The organism is Neptuniibacter sp. QD37_6, assembly GCF_047778085.1.
Classification (GTDB): domain Bacteria; phylum Pseudomonadota; class Gammaproteobacteria; order Pseudomonadales; family Balneatricaceae; genus Neptuniibacter.
Genome location: NZ_CP180550.1, coordinates 2897801 through 2912032 on the forward strand (window position 1 = coordinate 2897801; position 14232 = coordinate 2912032).

Consider the following 14232-nt stretch of genomic DNA (forward strand, 5'->3'; position numbering starts at 1 on the left):
GAAGCGTAAAACCGTACTAAGCAGGCCTCCTCAAGGATCAAGCCCGCACTGATATATGATCATCAGAATTTAAACTTGGCACCTAACACAACCGAGCAACCAGGCTCATTCAAAGTTGTATCTGTTCCAAATTCATGCCCATAGGTTGAACGATCAGCATAATTTTCATCGAACATATTATTAACAGATAGACGTAGCGTCAGGTTGTTCAATGCTTGAGGTGTGTATGCAACAAATGAATTAGCTACTGTATAGCTAGGAAAAGCTCCATCGACAGGAGATGTGCCATCGTGACCATCCATCGAGAAGTAGTGCTGTACGTCTGCACCAAAGTTGATATTGGCACTATCAATTGACTGAACAAAATCAGCTTTTAACGATTCGCCAAGTGGAGTACCAATATAATAAGCGCTTGTTGAGCCTTCAATGCCGTTAATTTCAGTATCAACATCAATATAACTCAGTCGAACAAAGCCAGACTGCCATTCATATCGAGTATTAATTTCGAATCCATCAGACTCAACATCACTGTAAATATCTGGACCACCGCCATATTCTTCATCTCGGATATCACTGATATCCGTTTTAAAGGTTTTCGCGCCTATAGTTAAGCCGGCAAGTGATGGACTTAAACCTTCAGCATTAAAATCCATACCAATAAATCCGTTATCGGCTTTGGACTCCTTTAGACCTGCTGAATAATCCCAAGCTGCATTTGCTATATACGGTTCTGTTAATTGCACGCCACCAAATACATGTGAGTATCCAGCACTCGCAGTTACAAACTCAGTCAGATCATATTCACCAGTAATATTACTGGATAACCCACTATTATCATGTTTAGAGCCATCAACACCTTCAAGTTCATGATCATCGTAACGAGCACCGAAGGAGATTCGAGCCCGCTCACTGAGCGATAGTCGAGCTTGCGCAAATACACCAATGTTCTTTGCTTTTTCTACTGGAAATTCATTAAAAGTCGGGGAAATACCCTTAGTTGTATCGTCGTAATAATCAATACCGGCATCTACAGTACCGTCTTCCAGTACAAATTCATTAGCCAAAACGCCATTTATACTTTCATACTCACCTGAAGTCGGGTAGCTGCTATTAACCCAGACCAATTCAGTTTCTGAGTGAGCAATTTTTACATAAGGGTTAATCAAACCTTTAGGTGCTTCGTTTTTAATAGCAAACACAAGCGTTTCGCGCTTTAGTTCGTTGTTCTCCGACAAGAAGCCTCGATTGAAGTTAGCTCTTTCTGGACGATTTCCATCCTCGAAATCGTCACCAGATGCACTCTTTACGTAACCGAGTATTTCAAAACCACCCGAGCGGCCATATAACGCGACATTTCTATCGAATGTTTCACCGTTAGTGTTGTACTCAAGGCCAACAGAACCACCGAAATTGTCACCATCTTCCAATAAGTCGGAAACATCTTTGGTTTCATAGACCAGTGAGCCACCCAACGCTCCAGGACCAGCATCAGCAGGTGCAACACCGGCATCAACACTCACGGATTTTCACAGTTCAGGATCGATGATGTTCGTAGCTGAATGGTGAAATAATTTGTTATTTTGACGGGCACCATCAATGGTCACAGCTAAGTTAGTCTCTTCAACACCGTTGACATATACCTTTTGTGACGCAGCAATTGAACTACCCACTTCAACACTTGGTGTATTTCTAAACACATCTTGAAGGTCGTTCGGATTTAGGCGCTGTAGTTCTTCTAGGCCAATACGAGTTTCACCAACGTCCGAAGCCACACCCTCTACTTTAATTTTGTCCAAGCGCTCATAGCTTTTCTCTGTATCTTCTTGAGCAGCAGCAATTTGGCTGGATACCGCATAACCAATCAGTAAAGACAATGAAGCACGTCTTTTGTTTTTCTGTGAAATCATGTAATTCCTACCTACATTAAACTTATCAAACTAAAGCTGAGAGTAAACATAGCCAAAATTCTGCACTGCTCCCCAGAAGGAGTTAGGCCCTCTATCCAGAAAGGGATTAGAAAACCTATCGATCATCTCTAACTTTGCGGTAGTTACTCTGCGGTTTTGGACGGACTTACAAATAAGTCACATGAAACGCATTAATAGTACTTCAGTTAAAAACCAGTTGAGGGCAATTACTACTCAATTTAGAGCCTTATAAATGCAACAAATAATAACCATTTACAATTACGACTTATTATCAATAACTGTAAAATAATTGTCACAACGTTTACATTTGTTACGTACTGAAAGGGTTCTCAGGTGAAATATTGCAAGATCAGTAAGTTTATCGCTCCACTAGAGAAAGGAATTATCCCCTGGAACCTTAGGTTATCCATAAGCACAGAGAGGAAGGAAAATTAGGTTCTATAATGGAGGAATCCGGAGTTCAGAGAAAACTAAGATTTCCTCGACAATGATCAGCTAAAGAAGAAACAAAGCAAGTTGAATCGATCTTATCCAACTCCCTCTTATACCGGTAATATTATTCTTATCTGTAAACCACCGCAGGCCAAATTTGACGCTTTGATTGAGCCTGACACCGCTTCTATCTGCCTTTTAGCTAAAGCCAACCCAAGCCCAAATCCACCCGAATCGGTACCTCGTGATTTTTCAACTCGATAGAATGGCTGAAAGATTTTTTCCAGCGATTCTTCAGGTACACCCGGTCCCTGATCACAGATTGTAAGTAAGTACTCATCATCCTGAATACTAAGTTGAATACTGACCTCTCCACCCTGAGGGGTATAGCGTAGAGCATTGCGAATAACATTCCCTATCGACTGCCCAAGAATTCGGTGACCAGAGGAATCAAGTGACGCGCTCTCAGGCATACAACTAACGAGCTTACGATCGGGATACTCGAAACGAGCATCATCAATGATGCTATCTAGTAGGTCCACCAGATCAAGATATTCACCTTTTATCTGAGGTTTCTCGGTATCCATCCAAGCAAGCGTCAAAGCATCTTCGGTCATTTCACGCATTTGCGCGACTTCACGCTGAATACGCTAGATATTCTCTTGGCAGTTCTTTTCACTGATACTGCTAAGCGCCATTTCGATACGCGTAATGGGTGTACGCAGCTCATGGTAAAGGTCGGCAATTAGCTGTCTTTGGGTAACGATCAACCCGCCCGTGTGTTCCGCCATAGTATCGAAAGTTCAGGCTAACGAAGCCAACTCATCATTACGTGCCCCCAGTGATTGGCTCACGCGAGCATCATAATTCCCTTCGTTGAATTGCCTAGTCGCTTTTTCCAGTTTCTGAATAGGCGTTACCAAGTGTCGATATAGCATCAAACACACCAATGCCAAAACCACAAAAGGCAGAGCGATCTGTAACAACAATTGTGCAGGTTTTAAAAAACCACCCGGCCTCATACGTTGTGGCAACCGAACCAAAAAGTGCGTGTGGCCATCAACAAATGGGAGTTCCATAATCGGGTTATAGGCATAGTAAAGGTGGATCATGTATTCGACATTTCGGCCAAGCCGCAAACTGCCAGTGTAATAGTCATCCATGTAGTTACCGGCCAGCAAGGTTAAATCAGATCCGGCAATTGCAACCCAGGTATCCTCACGCTTTTCCAGATCCTCGATCCATTGATCAAGTAACTGCATTTCACCTGCTTTATAGATTGCCTCGGCTTCAGCTGCCCAAGACTTCATCTCTAGCTGGTGTTTTTCGGCAATTAGGCTCATACGTTGTTCGGTATGATTCGCAAGCCAATCGATCGCTCCGTATAAAGCAACGGTACCTGCCACTAGAATGGCGAACAGTTTCCAAAACAAACGCCGTTTCATTTAAAGCAGTACCCTTCACCATGTACCGTTTCCAAAGCTGAAACATCAATACTTTGTTGAGAAAGCTTGCGCCTTATTCGACTCACGTGCATATCTAAACTGCGGTCGTAGCGACTGTATTCTTTGTTAAGAACAGACTGGTAAAGATGTGGTTTACTAAGTACTTCACCACTTTGTTTTACTAATGCCCATAACACTTTAAATTCAATTGGGGTAAGGACGACCTCTAGGTCATCACGATAGACTCGATTCTGCTTTCGGTCTAAATGGAAGAAAGGGGGTTGAATAGTATCTTGTTCGATCTGGCTTTCTACCAAGTATCGCGTACGGCGTAAAATGGCTTCGATACGTAATAAGAGCTCAGTGATATTGAAAGGTTTTGCTAAGTAGTCATCCGCACCATTACTGTATCCCGTAATTCGTTCTTCCTCTGCTCCGCAGGCTGTCAGCATCATTACAGGTGTTTCGCGCTTTTGCCTCAACTTACTGAGTAATGAAAAACTATCTAATCCCGGTAAAAGTACATCTAACAGGATTAAGTCATAAGTTTTGCTTAATGCGGAGACCAATCCCTGCCGCCCTTCAAAACGTTGATCCGTTTCGTAACCCTGCTCTTCCAGAAGCGAGGTGATCTGATTATTCAACGTGCGATCATCTTCAATGATTAAAATCTTCGCCGTTGCAGCGACACCTTCAGCCATAGCCACTTCCGAATAAATAGTAATCAATTACATTTGCGAATATGGTTTATTTCAGATTATTCAAAAATGCAATTTCCGATAGCATTCCCATAATCGAGAACTAAACTTATACAGCGAAGTCTCTTATGGGAGGAATAAGTATGTCCGTATCAGCCACATTATGTAGTTTTCTAAAAAATGAGGGATGTAGCTATGAAACTATTAAACATGACACGTCTTTTACTTCTTTAGATACTGCCCACAGAGCTGCAATCCCCGTAACGCAGATGGCTAAAGCGGTTGTCATTCACCAAAAAGATAAATTCTCTCTCGCAGCAGTTCCCGCTATGAATAAGGTGATGCTACCTCAACTAGCGGCCATTACTGGTTCACCGGCAAGATTGGCAAAAGAAGCCGAAATAAGACGTATATTTGGAGATTGCGATGAAGGCGCTATCCCTGCAATCGGCCAAGCCTACGGACTCGACGTGGTTTGGGATGACCGTTTAGTTGACGCTGATGATATCTACATTGAAGCAGGCGATCATCAAAACTTAATCCACCTGAAACGGAAACAATTCCAAAACTTAATGAAAAATAAACAGCACGGTGAAATTAGCTGCGCACCTGAAGAGCTTTATGATCTAAACCATTATTAATATATTGCCTATGTGTAACGCATAAAAAAGCCTGCTAATGCAGGCTTTTTTATCACGGAGGAATCATCCACCACATTTTCTCCAGCCGCCTTTACACTCGCCATCAGATCCTCCAGATCCACCACCTGAAGTAGTGACTTCAACGGAATTACTTAACACCCATGCAGATGCTCCAGCGCTGTTTCTAGCGAGGATTCGATATACATAAGTGCCACTATCCAAGCCTTCATCCGAGTATGATGTTTCAGTTCCAGCAGGAGTTGCTACCGCACTGAAACCACCGAGTTTACCTCGTTTATTTTGCTTACTACGCTCTATGGAATAGCTGGTTACTGTTCCTTGCATTGGAGCACTCCATGTAAGTTCAACAACACTGGTATTAACATCGAAGCTTGCTGAGAAATTTTCAGGGGAACCAGGTTTTGTTTCTGTCGTCTCATCATCAATCGGTTCATTATCTCCAGCCTCAATAGCTCCTAATGCGTCATACACTTGAATAAGGCCATGACCAAAGACACTATCCCAACCTGAGTCACCTAAATCCGCAGCACTTGCTTCAAGCGCAGCCTGGACCTGATAGCGATCTAAGCTCCCATCTTTCGATAAAAGGATAGCTGCAGCTGCCGCGGCATGCGGGGCTGCCATCGAGGTACCCTGAAAAAGATAATACCCCCAACGACTTTGTCCCTGAGACCAAATGTAAGTTTCTTGAACAACTCCATCACCATAACTGTCATTTGGAATGTGGAGGTTTTGAGATGTATTACCACCCGGAGCGACTATGTCTAATTTAGGGCCTTGATTTGAGTAGGGAGCAATACCATCTACATCCGTAGCCCCAACAGCTAAGGTTTCTGGATGGCTTGCAGGGTAACTTATCCCGTCTGTAGAACTATCATTGCCAGATGCCACTACTATCGTCACACTGGTATCAGAATTAGTCAGGGTTGAATAGGATGGATAATTAATAAATTGCTCCAGTGAATACCCTGCAGGATAGCCAAGACTCATATTAATAACTTGAGCGCCGTTATTAATAGCCCAAGAGATGCCCTCAGCAATATCAGCATCTGTACCCGATCCATTATCATCCAAGACTTTTACTGGAAGAATACAGGCTCCATGAGCTAGCCCTGCTACACCAACACCATTATCAGTGCTTTGAGCGACTGTACCGCTAACATGAGTACCGTGCCCATCGCCATCTGCTACATTGGCACTGCCATCAATTGCATTGTACCCTGGTAAAACACAGTCTATTCCGTCAGGACCACCTGACTGTAAACCTGTATCTAATACGGCAACATTCACACCAGCACCATCATAAAGTGCCCACGCTTGTTCAGCCTGAACTGCTCCAAAATGCCATTGATAGCCGTAGAAAGGGTCATTAGGCGCGAACTTTCGAGCAATATAGTTTCGGCTGGCTTTACGCCCTTTGCTTCTTAACGCTAAGGTTTGTGCTAATTCTTTGCCAGGGGACACTTTAAGGATGGTTAAATCTGCATTGGGAAGGTACTTAAGAACTTCATACCCATCAGATGCAGAAACCTCACCTTTCACAACGACCTCTCCAGGTCGAAACTCAATCCCTGCTACAGCAAAACTGGCCGCTAAAGAGCAACTCATAGCCACACAGAGAAGTTTTAATGGCGTTTTCATAACCACTCCACCTTGTCATTATCAAATGATAAACAGATATCAGGCAGTGCAACTACAGTTGGCTAAAAATCCGTGCCACCAAACTGACTACTCAGGAGCAAGCTTCTTTTGCTTAAAGTACGAACACTATAAGTCCCGACGCTTCTATTAAGTTTAGTAAGCTATGGAGAGACTGCCAGTTAGCAAAATTCAAGAATACTAAGAGAAAATGAAAGGGATTGATAACTAGGCAGCGATTATGGAACACACCATCTGCAGATCAGAGAGTATTTAGTGCAGCAACCATACGAAGATTTAATCGGCCTTGTTGATTTTTAGCATAGTCAACAGGCGCAATGGTTCTTTCAAACCGCTCAATGATTTCAACTAGGTTATAACCATTTTGGGGCGCAACTCGAAGAAGAGGGAGATTAACATCATGACAGATCTCTTCTAGGAAAAGATCTTGTTTCTTAAACTGTTTCTTATCGTAGGTATGGTCATCCAACTCGACAGCGCACACTACACGGTTGTTCGCAGGATCTGAAACAATGTAATCAAACTGACGATGGCGAATCTTTTTCAATGCTTTTCGTTTTGCCCGATCCGATTTTTCAGGCAATGCTTCTAACACTTCAGGCATAGGCACTTTACAGTGCACTTGGTATTGTCCACCGACAGCTTTTTCTAAAACCGATGTAAACATACGCTCGGTATGTGAAAGAGAGGTATCTGGCGCTTTAGATTTTTGAGCACGAATTATCACGACTAAAAGCAGCATAAAAACAGCTACTCCACTCGCAATATAAATCCATAGTTTTTCGTCCACAATAACGCCCCACCCCGTTTGAAGGCGCAATATTACCGAGAGTAAAAGCGGAAAGCATCTGAATTTTATGATCTAAAATAATTTCAGTGCCAAAGTATAAAAAGCTACCCAAAACGAAGTTTAGAAGGCCTATCAATTGAAAGGTTATTGATAGTTAAATGCCAGGGAGGTGGCAGGTATAATTCAAGTTTTATACGCCACTAATCATTTAGAGAAAAATCAATAATCCTTATCTTAATCCGACCTTTAATTTTACAGACATACTACTAGACTCAAAAATCTAGTCAGCGGCACACCATAAAGCATCACCCTGAATACTCCTGCCAAGTAAGATATAGCCTCAGGTCTAACTCTAATTGGTGATAATCAGCTTCCATATGCTGACATAGCTGATAGAACGCTTTGTTATGATCCAGTTCTTTCAGGTGAGCTAATTCATGGACAACTATCATCCGCAAAAAAGCTTCAGGCAATTGTTTGAATCGCGTATCGATCAAAATCTCTTTTTTAGATTTCAGTTTATTTCCCTGAACACGAGATACGCGACTATGGGCGCCTAAAGCATTCATCGCCGCAACTTTATCGCTGTATTGAACTTTGCTGACAGGTGCTGATTTCCGCATATAGCGATTTTTTAGATTCATAGTATATTCGTACAGCGCTTTATTACTTTGAATCGAATGGGGATCAGGATATCTTTTCTGTAGAAGAGGCCCCAAGGTTTCCTCTTGCAACATGGCTAAAGCTTGTTGCTTTAAAGACTCGGGATAATGATTTATATATTTTAGTGCTGTCATAGATAAACGGGATCGACTTAGCCGACCCCGTTGAATATCAATTACAATTTACGAATCAGTAGCGTCATGCCTTCGCTGGCATAAACCTCTATTTTAGTTCCCGCTTCCAAATCATCTTCAGCAGCAACCTTCCAAAAAGTATCTCCGATCTGAATGCGGCCTAAGCCATTTTCAACGTCATCTGCCAAGGTCAGTTTTCGTCCAATCAATTGAGCCGCTCGATCATTGATAATACCTGCTTCATCATCATTGTTTTGGCAACGAAAGAACTTCCAGAAAATAACCGAAGCGATAACGGAAAAGAGCGCAAACAATAGGAATTGATGCTGCCAATCATTTAGCACACCAATCGCCATTAAAGCAGCAACGGCAAAAGCAGATAGAGAGACGCCGATCATAAATCCCGCGGCACCTAAGGCTTCACCACCTAAAAGCACCAACGCTAGAATAATCCAATGCCAGTAAGTAATTGATTCGAGTAGTTCTAACATTTACGAACCTATCTTAGTTTCTTTTAACAGCTCGCTAATTCCAGCAACGGAGCCAATAACACTGCTTGCTTCTAGAGGCATCATCACGACTTTAGCATTTTCGCCTGCACCAATATTTTGCAGAGCTTCAGTATATTTTTGAGCAACAAAATAGTTCAGAGCTTGAGGGTTACCTTGTGAAATTGCTTCCGAAACCACTTTGGTTGCACGCGCTTCTGCCATCGCTAAACGCTCTCGCGATTCTGCCTCTCTAAATGCTGCTTCTTTTTCACCTTCTGCTGTTAAAATTGCAGCTTGCTTTTCACCTTCAGCAACTTTGATCGCTGCTTCTCTTTCACCTTCCGCCGTTAAAATCGCAGCACGTTTTTCACGCTCAGCTTTCATCTGGTTTGCCATCGCTTCAACAAGATCAGCCGGAGGCGAGATATCACGAATTTCCACACGGGTAACTTTAACGCCCCATGGATCTGTCGCTTCATCAACTTTGCTTAACAGTTGGCTATTGATGTTATCTCGGTTGGATAACATCTCGTCCAACTCCATCGAACCTAAAACCGCACGGATATTAGTCATTACCAAATTCTGCATCGCGCGATAAAGATCGTTAACTTCGTAACTCGCTTTAGATGCATCCAACACCTGATAGAAACAAACAGCATCGGTAGTTACTTGCGCGTTGTCAGAACTGATCACTTCTTGAGGCGGTACATCCAGTACTTGCTCCATCATGTTTTGCTTAGCGCCAATCTGATCAACAAAAGGAATAATCAGATTCAAACCTGGTGTAAGAGTTTTGGTAAAACGTCCAAAACGTTCTGTTGTCCAGTTATATCCCTGAGGAACCATCTTGACCCCAGAAAAAATAAAAATTAATGCGAGAACAACCACTACCGCAGCGGTAATTTCAAACCCAAACATCACAATCTCCTTTAGTAAAGTTGGGAGGAGGTATTCATCTTAATACTGATCGGGAAGAACTGAAATGGCTTAACTAAATTAAGCGTGAGGTAACGGCAAGCAATCAATAAGAAATATTAAACGCTTTATTAGGAAAGAAAGAACAATCTATAGAAAAAGGATTATTCCTCTTCTGCCTGTTCATGCTCTGCAAGGAAACCGCGAATAAAACGACGGACTTCACGTGCAGCACTCGTATCTAGCTCTTCACACAACGCAACAAAATCATCGCGCTCGACATCGTTAATGCGAATAACTAGTTGGCTATTTTTCTTTTTAGCCTTAGATTTCTTTTTTGACTTCATCATTTTTCAACTCTAAATCGTCAACTGACTGCAAGAATACAGCAATTATCCCCTTACCCCAACGTACATCTTAAGAATATCTTAGGTATATACAATTTAATTTCTATCAGCCTTAAAAGTTAACCTAAAACGAAAACTTTAATCATTGAATATCAAAGGGATAAATGTATTTCTTTGATCCTAAACAACTCTGCTCTAGACAAAAGTAAACGACTGTTTAAAATCCAAACCCATCACTACAAAAAAATAAGGATATTTACCCATGAAAAAATTAGTAGCCATCGCATCACTTACACTTTTCAGCACAGTTGCTTCTGCTGACTGGACGCTAAGCCAACAAGATTCTGACTTCAGTTTCTCATCCATCAAGAAAGCTAAAGTGCTAGAAAACCACAGTTTTAAACAGTTTAGCGGCGGCATCGATTCTGCCGGCAAAGCAACGCTAAATCTTGACCTTGCATCTGTAACTACAGGTATCGAGATCCGTGACGAGCGTATGCAAAACATGCTGTTCGAAACTGGCAAATTTGCTCAGGCCAACTTTACGGCTCAAGTAGATGTAAACCAAATTGAGAAACAAGCCGTTGGTTCCATCCAGCCACAGACTATCACTGGCACATTAAGCCTTCACGGTGTTGAAAAAGAGATTACCGCTCAAGTGAATGTCGTTAAACTAGCTGACAACAAAGTATTGGTTAGCACAGCTCAACCCATCACAATTAACGCTGCGGATTTTGCTCTAGATTCTGGGGTAACTGCACTTAAAGAGATCGCAAAATTACCATCTATCTCTTTCGCAGTACCGGTTAGCTTTAACCTAGCTTTCACTAAGTAAAACACGCTTAAGGTTATTAAACCCAGGTACATTTACTTGGGTTTCTTTCTTTTCCAAGTTCCCTTGCGACGCTACGTTCTAAATCACCCCTTGTGATAAACTGCGGCCTGTAATTTTCGAATCAGTTTTGGGCCCGTATGAATATCTTCGAAACCCCTTTCGGTCAATTTTCTCTATCTCGTTATCCTCGTCGTAAAAACGAACAACTACGCGCGTGGGACGCTGCTGATGAGTACCTATTAAATCAGATTGATCCGGAAGAGATCCTTACAAACCCAAAACGCATCTTGATTATTAACGATCAATTTGGCGGCTTATCGGTCGCGTTAAATAATCACAATCCAACAGTGATTAGTGATTCGTGGTTGGCTCATGCCGGTATTCAAAACAATGCTGCGGATAACGATATTGATGCAAAAGCCATAACCCTATGTAACAGTTTGGATTATCCCACTGAAAAATTTGACCTAGTTCTGATTAAGATTCCCAAAAGCTTAGCTATGTTGGAAGACCAACTGATCCGACTACGTCCTTTGTTAACAGCAGAAACGAAAGTGATTGGCGGTGGTATGGTTAAATCCATCCATACCTCGACGCTAAAACTGTTCGAAAAATATTTAGGCGCAACGAAAACCTCGTTAGCAAAGAAGAAAGCAAGACTGATCTTTCCAGAAATAAATCTGGACCAACCTATAACAGAATATCCTTACCCTTCCGATTATATATTGGAGAACACGCAGCATAAGATCATCAACCATGCTGGCGTATTTTCCCGTGATAGTTTGGATATCGGCACCCGCTTTTTCCTTCAACATCTGCCTGATACAGATACATTCGAGGATATAATTGATCTTGGCTGCGGTAATGGCGTTGTCGGCTTAATTGCAGCAGAAAAGAATCCGTCTGCGGCAGTTCACTTTGTGGATGAATCATTTATGGCTGTTGCTTCTGCCGAGGCTAATTTCAGAGAAGCCTTTGGCGACAGTCGAAACGCAACTTTCCAAGCAACCGATTGCCTAGCTGGTATTCAGAAGAATAGTTGTGACTTGGTGTTAAACAATCCACCTTTCCACCAGCAAAATGTGGTCGGAGATTTCATTGCTCAACAGATGTTCCGAGAATCTCATAAAGTCTTACGATCTGGTGGTGAATTATGGGTAATCGGCAACCGTCATCTTGGCTACCATGTAGCACTCAAAAAGATTTTTAAAAATTGTGAGACTATCGCTAACAATAAGAAGTTTGTCATATTAAAAGCGATTAAACGTTAACCTTATTTAAAATTCAGGGAAATAATTCCCGCAGTGAGGACGCCTATGTTTATTGCATTATCCCTCCATATTTTAGCTGCAGTTATTTGGGTAGGCGGTATGTTTTTCGCCTATGTTTGTTTACGACCAGTTGCAACCGAGCAACTTGAACCGCCTGCTCGGTTAGCACTCTGGCAGCAAATATTTGCTCGTTTTTTTACTTGGGTATGGGCAGCAATTCTGCTTTTGATCATCAGTGGTCATAGCATGATTGCAATCTATGGTGGGTTTAAGGGCGTTGGTATGCATGTCCACATTATGCTGCTGAGCGGCTATACCATGATGGCGATATTTGGATATCTGTATTTCAGTCCGTATAAAAAACTGAGTTTGGCGGTAAAAGAAAACCGTTGGCCAGATGCCGGTGAAGAGTTAAATAAGATAAGAAAGATTGTCGCGATTAATCTGACTTTAGGTATAGCAACAGTGGTTGTTGCTAGTGGCGGAAAGTTTCTTTTCTAAAATAGTTCCTTTTCTAAAATAGTTTCTTCGAGCAAATTCAAGCAGAAGCACGGATAAGCGTGCTCCTGCATTTTCTATAATTTGTTATTCCCAGAGCTTGATTAGGCCTGAAGGCTCATGGGCATAGGTATATATTCACCGATTTCATCAGGTTCTGCGTCAAGAACCGCTTCCCAACCTTCTTCGCCTGGTTTCATTTCATCCGGCAAGCCCCAAAGTTCACCGCACCAAAACGCAGCGATCCAACGTTTGCCATAACGAACTTTATAAAATCCAGGTTCTCTAGTTTCATTCACGATCCATCTCCTTTTTATTCTTATCAAGGCTGAATCCATCTTCTTCTAACCACAATGACGATATCGTTTGATATCCATAATCATAAGCAGTTTTGTTTGGATCGCCCCAGAGAATTTACGAAGCTAACTCAAGCAAATACACCTAAGTACAGCCGAAGCTCCTTTCTCTTATTTATTGTTGTTTATCTCTCTAACTTCTTATAAATCTTTTGTGCATATAACGTAAAGATAGAGTGTACACAAAATAACCAGACAATAAACGGGGTTTAGCCGAAGGTGTAATACCAAGAGGTCGGACAAAAATGAAACAAATTGAATTTATTTCAGGCAATAAAAAAGACCACCTAAGTGATCTTTTTTAGCAAGATAGAAGCTGACAACTTTGAGGAAGGTGACATCAACCTCAGCAGCTAACTTAACTTTCTTTTTTCTGGTCTTCGTTAATTAGGTCGCGAACTTTGAAACATCCCCAAACCATTGCGACAGTCATACCAACAATCATTGCCAGACTAGGAACCAGAACTTCCATGCTATATACATCAACCATTACGACACCCTCACAAAATTTTTCGTATTGCTCGTATTTACTTGTGACTAGATTAACCCTTTAGAGATTAGGGGTTATTGATTTAGCTCAAGAAATGATCATTAGCGAATATGAAAATTTTTACGTTTGTAACGATTAAGTTTGAAAAAGCCTAAGAACTGAACCATAACTTAAATGGCGAGCCCCAGCATTAAGGGAGCTCCGGTAGTGCCGGAATAATAAAAAATGCATATGGCTCCGCTAGGACTCAAAAGCCTGAGTCACCGATAACTGTTCAGGAGGTAAGCGTCATGCCTTATAAAACAGTTGCCTGGACCGCCGAGCAACTCAAAAAAATGAATTCAGAACCTTTTATGATTGATTTTCTGGATACATTTAAACTTGCCCCATTAACCTTAGCCAGCGATGAAGCCGTCGCTAATATGAATGCAGTTCTAGACTTGGTAGAAGCTCAAATAAGAAAGTCATAACCCTCTGTCCGCTCCAAAAATAAGGCAGGTCACCGTACCTGCCCTTTTTTTGCCCTTCTTAAGCCTTCCCTTTTAAAAACAACAAGTTAAACATCAAAGACATAATCATTTCGTCATAAAACACAAAACAATAAATCAATATTAACTT

Annotated in this window: 19 protein-coding genes; 5 read left to right on the forward strand and 14 right to left on the reverse strand. The window is 41.8% G+C overall.

What is annotated here, in order from left to right; translation table 11 throughout:
- Window positions 1–62: 62 nt before the first annotated feature.
- The 6 genes from ACMXYO_RS13850 to ACMXYO_RS13875 all read right to left on the reverse strand — a co-directional run bounded on the left by ACMXYO_RS13850 (window position 63) and on the right by ACMXYO_RS13875 (window position 4506).
- On the reverse strand, window positions 63–1520 hold the full coding sequence (locus tag ACMXYO_RS13850; protein ID WP_415885681.1) for a TonB-dependent receptor domain-containing protein: 1458 nt from the start codon (window positions 1518–1520) through the stop codon (window positions 63–65).
- 6 nt (window positions 1521–1526) lie between these two features.
- Window positions 1527–1907: a TonB-dependent receptor plug domain-containing protein gene (locus ACMXYO_RS13855; RefSeq protein WP_415885682.1), complete on the reverse strand. Its 381-nt coding sequence runs from the start codon at window positions 1905–1907 to the stop codon at window positions 1527–1529.
- A 563-nt stretch (window positions 1908–2470) separates the two neighbouring features.
- Window positions 2471–2986 (reverse strand): sensor histidine kinase, encoded by a 516-nt coding sequence (locus ACMXYO_RS13860; RefSeq protein WP_415885683.1) that lies wholly within the window; start codon window positions 2984–2986, stop codon window positions 2471–2473.
- Between the two features lie 24 nt (window positions 2987–3010).
- Window positions 3011–3151, reverse strand: a complete 141-nt coding sequence (locus ACMXYO_RS13865) for a histidine kinase dimerization/phospho-acceptor domain-containing protein (protein ID WP_415885684.1) — start codon at window positions 3149–3151, stop codon at window positions 3011–3013.
- A 12-nt stretch (window positions 3152–3163) separates the two neighbouring features.
- Window positions 3164–3805, reverse strand: coding sequence for a histidine kinase sensor domain-containing protein (locus ACMXYO_RS13870; protein WP_415885685.1), 642 nt, complete (start codon window positions 3803–3805; stop codon window positions 3164–3166).
- Complete coding sequence (locus tag ACMXYO_RS13875) at window positions 3802–4506, reverse strand: response regulator transcription factor (RefSeq protein WP_415885686.1); 705 nt, start codon at window positions 4504–4506, stop codon at window positions 3802–3804. Before ACMXYO_RS13875 ends, ACMXYO_RS13870 begins: the two co-directional genes overlap by 4 nt.
- 140 nt (window positions 4507–4646) lie before the next feature.
- Here ACMXYO_RS13875 and ACMXYO_RS13880 point away from each other — a divergent pair, with 140 nt between their 5' ends.
- Window positions 4647–5144 carry an aminoacyl-tRNA deacylase gene (locus ACMXYO_RS13880; protein ID WP_415885687.1) on the forward strand — a complete coding sequence of 166 codons (498 nt, stop codon included), beginning with the start codon at window positions 4647–4649 and terminating at the stop codon, window positions 5142–5144.
- Window positions 5145–5207: 63 nt separating this feature from the next.
- Here the strand turns inward: ACMXYO_RS13880 and ACMXYO_RS13885 are convergent, their stop codons facing one another.
- The 6 genes from ACMXYO_RS13885 to ACMXYO_RS13910 all read right to left on the reverse strand — a co-directional run bounded on the left by ACMXYO_RS13885 (window position 5208) and on the right by ACMXYO_RS13910 (window position 10164).
- Window positions 5208–6806: a S8 family serine peptidase gene (locus ACMXYO_RS13885; protein ID WP_415885688.1), complete on the reverse strand. Its 1599-nt coding sequence runs from the start codon at window positions 6804–6806 to the stop codon at window positions 5208–5210.
- A 259-nt stretch (window positions 6807–7065) separates the two neighbouring features.
- A complete protein-coding gene (locus ACMXYO_RS13890; RefSeq protein WP_415885689.1) occupies window positions 7066–7614 on the reverse strand; it encodes a DUF2726 domain-containing protein in 549 nt (182 codons plus the stop codon).
- Window positions 7615–7919: 305 nt separating this feature from the next.
- Entirely contained in the window at window positions 7920–8411 is a 492-nt protein-coding gene (locus ACMXYO_RS13895) for a YgjP-like metallopeptidase domain-containing protein (protein ID WP_415885690.1), read from the reverse strand.
- A 41-nt stretch (window positions 8412–8452) separates the two neighbouring features.
- Window positions 8453–8902, reverse strand: coding sequence for an NfeD family protein (locus ACMXYO_RS13900; RefSeq protein ID WP_415885692.1), 450 nt, complete (start codon window positions 8900–8902; stop codon window positions 8453–8455).
- The gene (locus ACMXYO_RS13905; RefSeq protein WP_415885693.1) at window positions 8903–9820 is read right to left on the reverse strand and encodes an SPFH domain-containing protein; all 918 of its coding nucleotides are present in this window, start codon (window positions 9818–9820) and stop codon (window positions 8903–8905) included.
- A gap of 161 nt (window positions 9821–9981) precedes the next feature.
- Window positions 9982–10164, reverse strand: coding sequence for a hypothetical protein (locus tag ACMXYO_RS13910; RefSeq protein ID WP_415884680.1), 183 nt, complete (start codon window positions 10162–10164; stop codon window positions 9982–9984).
- A gap of 262 nt (window positions 10165–10426) precedes the next feature.
- On the opposite strand from ACMXYO_RS13910, the gene ACMXYO_RS13915 reads away from it, so the two are divergent.
- From ACMXYO_RS13915 to ACMXYO_RS13925, 3 genes are all read left to right on the forward strand, one after another.
- The gene (locus ACMXYO_RS13915; RefSeq protein WP_415885694.1) at window positions 10427–10999 is read left to right on the forward strand and encodes a YceI family protein; all 573 of its coding nucleotides are present in this window, start codon (window positions 10427–10429) and stop codon (window positions 10997–10999) included.
- 137 nt (window positions 11000–11136) lie between these two features.
- Window positions 11137–12270 carry a methyltransferase gene (locus tag ACMXYO_RS13920; protein WP_415885695.1) on the forward strand — a complete coding sequence of 378 codons (1134 nt, stop codon included), beginning with the start codon at window positions 11137–11139 and terminating at the stop codon, window positions 12268–12270.
- Window positions 12271–12315: 45 nt separating this feature from the next.
- Entirely contained in the window at window positions 12316–12771 is a 456-nt protein-coding gene (locus ACMXYO_RS13925; RefSeq protein ID WP_415885697.1) for a CopD family protein, read from the forward strand.
- 101 nt (window positions 12772–12872) lie between these two features.
- Here ACMXYO_RS13925 and ACMXYO_RS13930 read toward each other — a convergent pair whose 3' ends face one another.
- On the reverse strand, window positions 12873–13067 hold the full coding sequence (locus ACMXYO_RS13930) for a hypothetical protein (protein ID WP_415885699.1): 195 nt from the start codon (window positions 13065–13067) through the stop codon (window positions 12873–12875).
- Window positions 13068–13482: 415 nt separating this feature from the next.
- Window positions 13483–13614 (reverse strand): hypothetical protein, encoded by a 132-nt coding sequence (locus tag ACMXYO_RS13935; protein WP_415882324.1) that lies wholly within the window; start codon window positions 13612–13614, stop codon window positions 13483–13485.
- 290 nt (window positions 13615–13904) lie between these two features.
- Here ACMXYO_RS13935 and ACMXYO_RS13940 point away from each other — a divergent pair, with 290 nt between their 5' ends.
- The gene (locus ACMXYO_RS13940) at window positions 13905–14084 is read left to right on the forward strand and encodes a hypothetical protein (protein WP_415885700.1); all 180 of its coding nucleotides are present in this window, start codon (window positions 13905–13907) and stop codon (window positions 14082–14084) included.
- Window positions 14085–14232 lie beyond the last annotated feature (148 nt).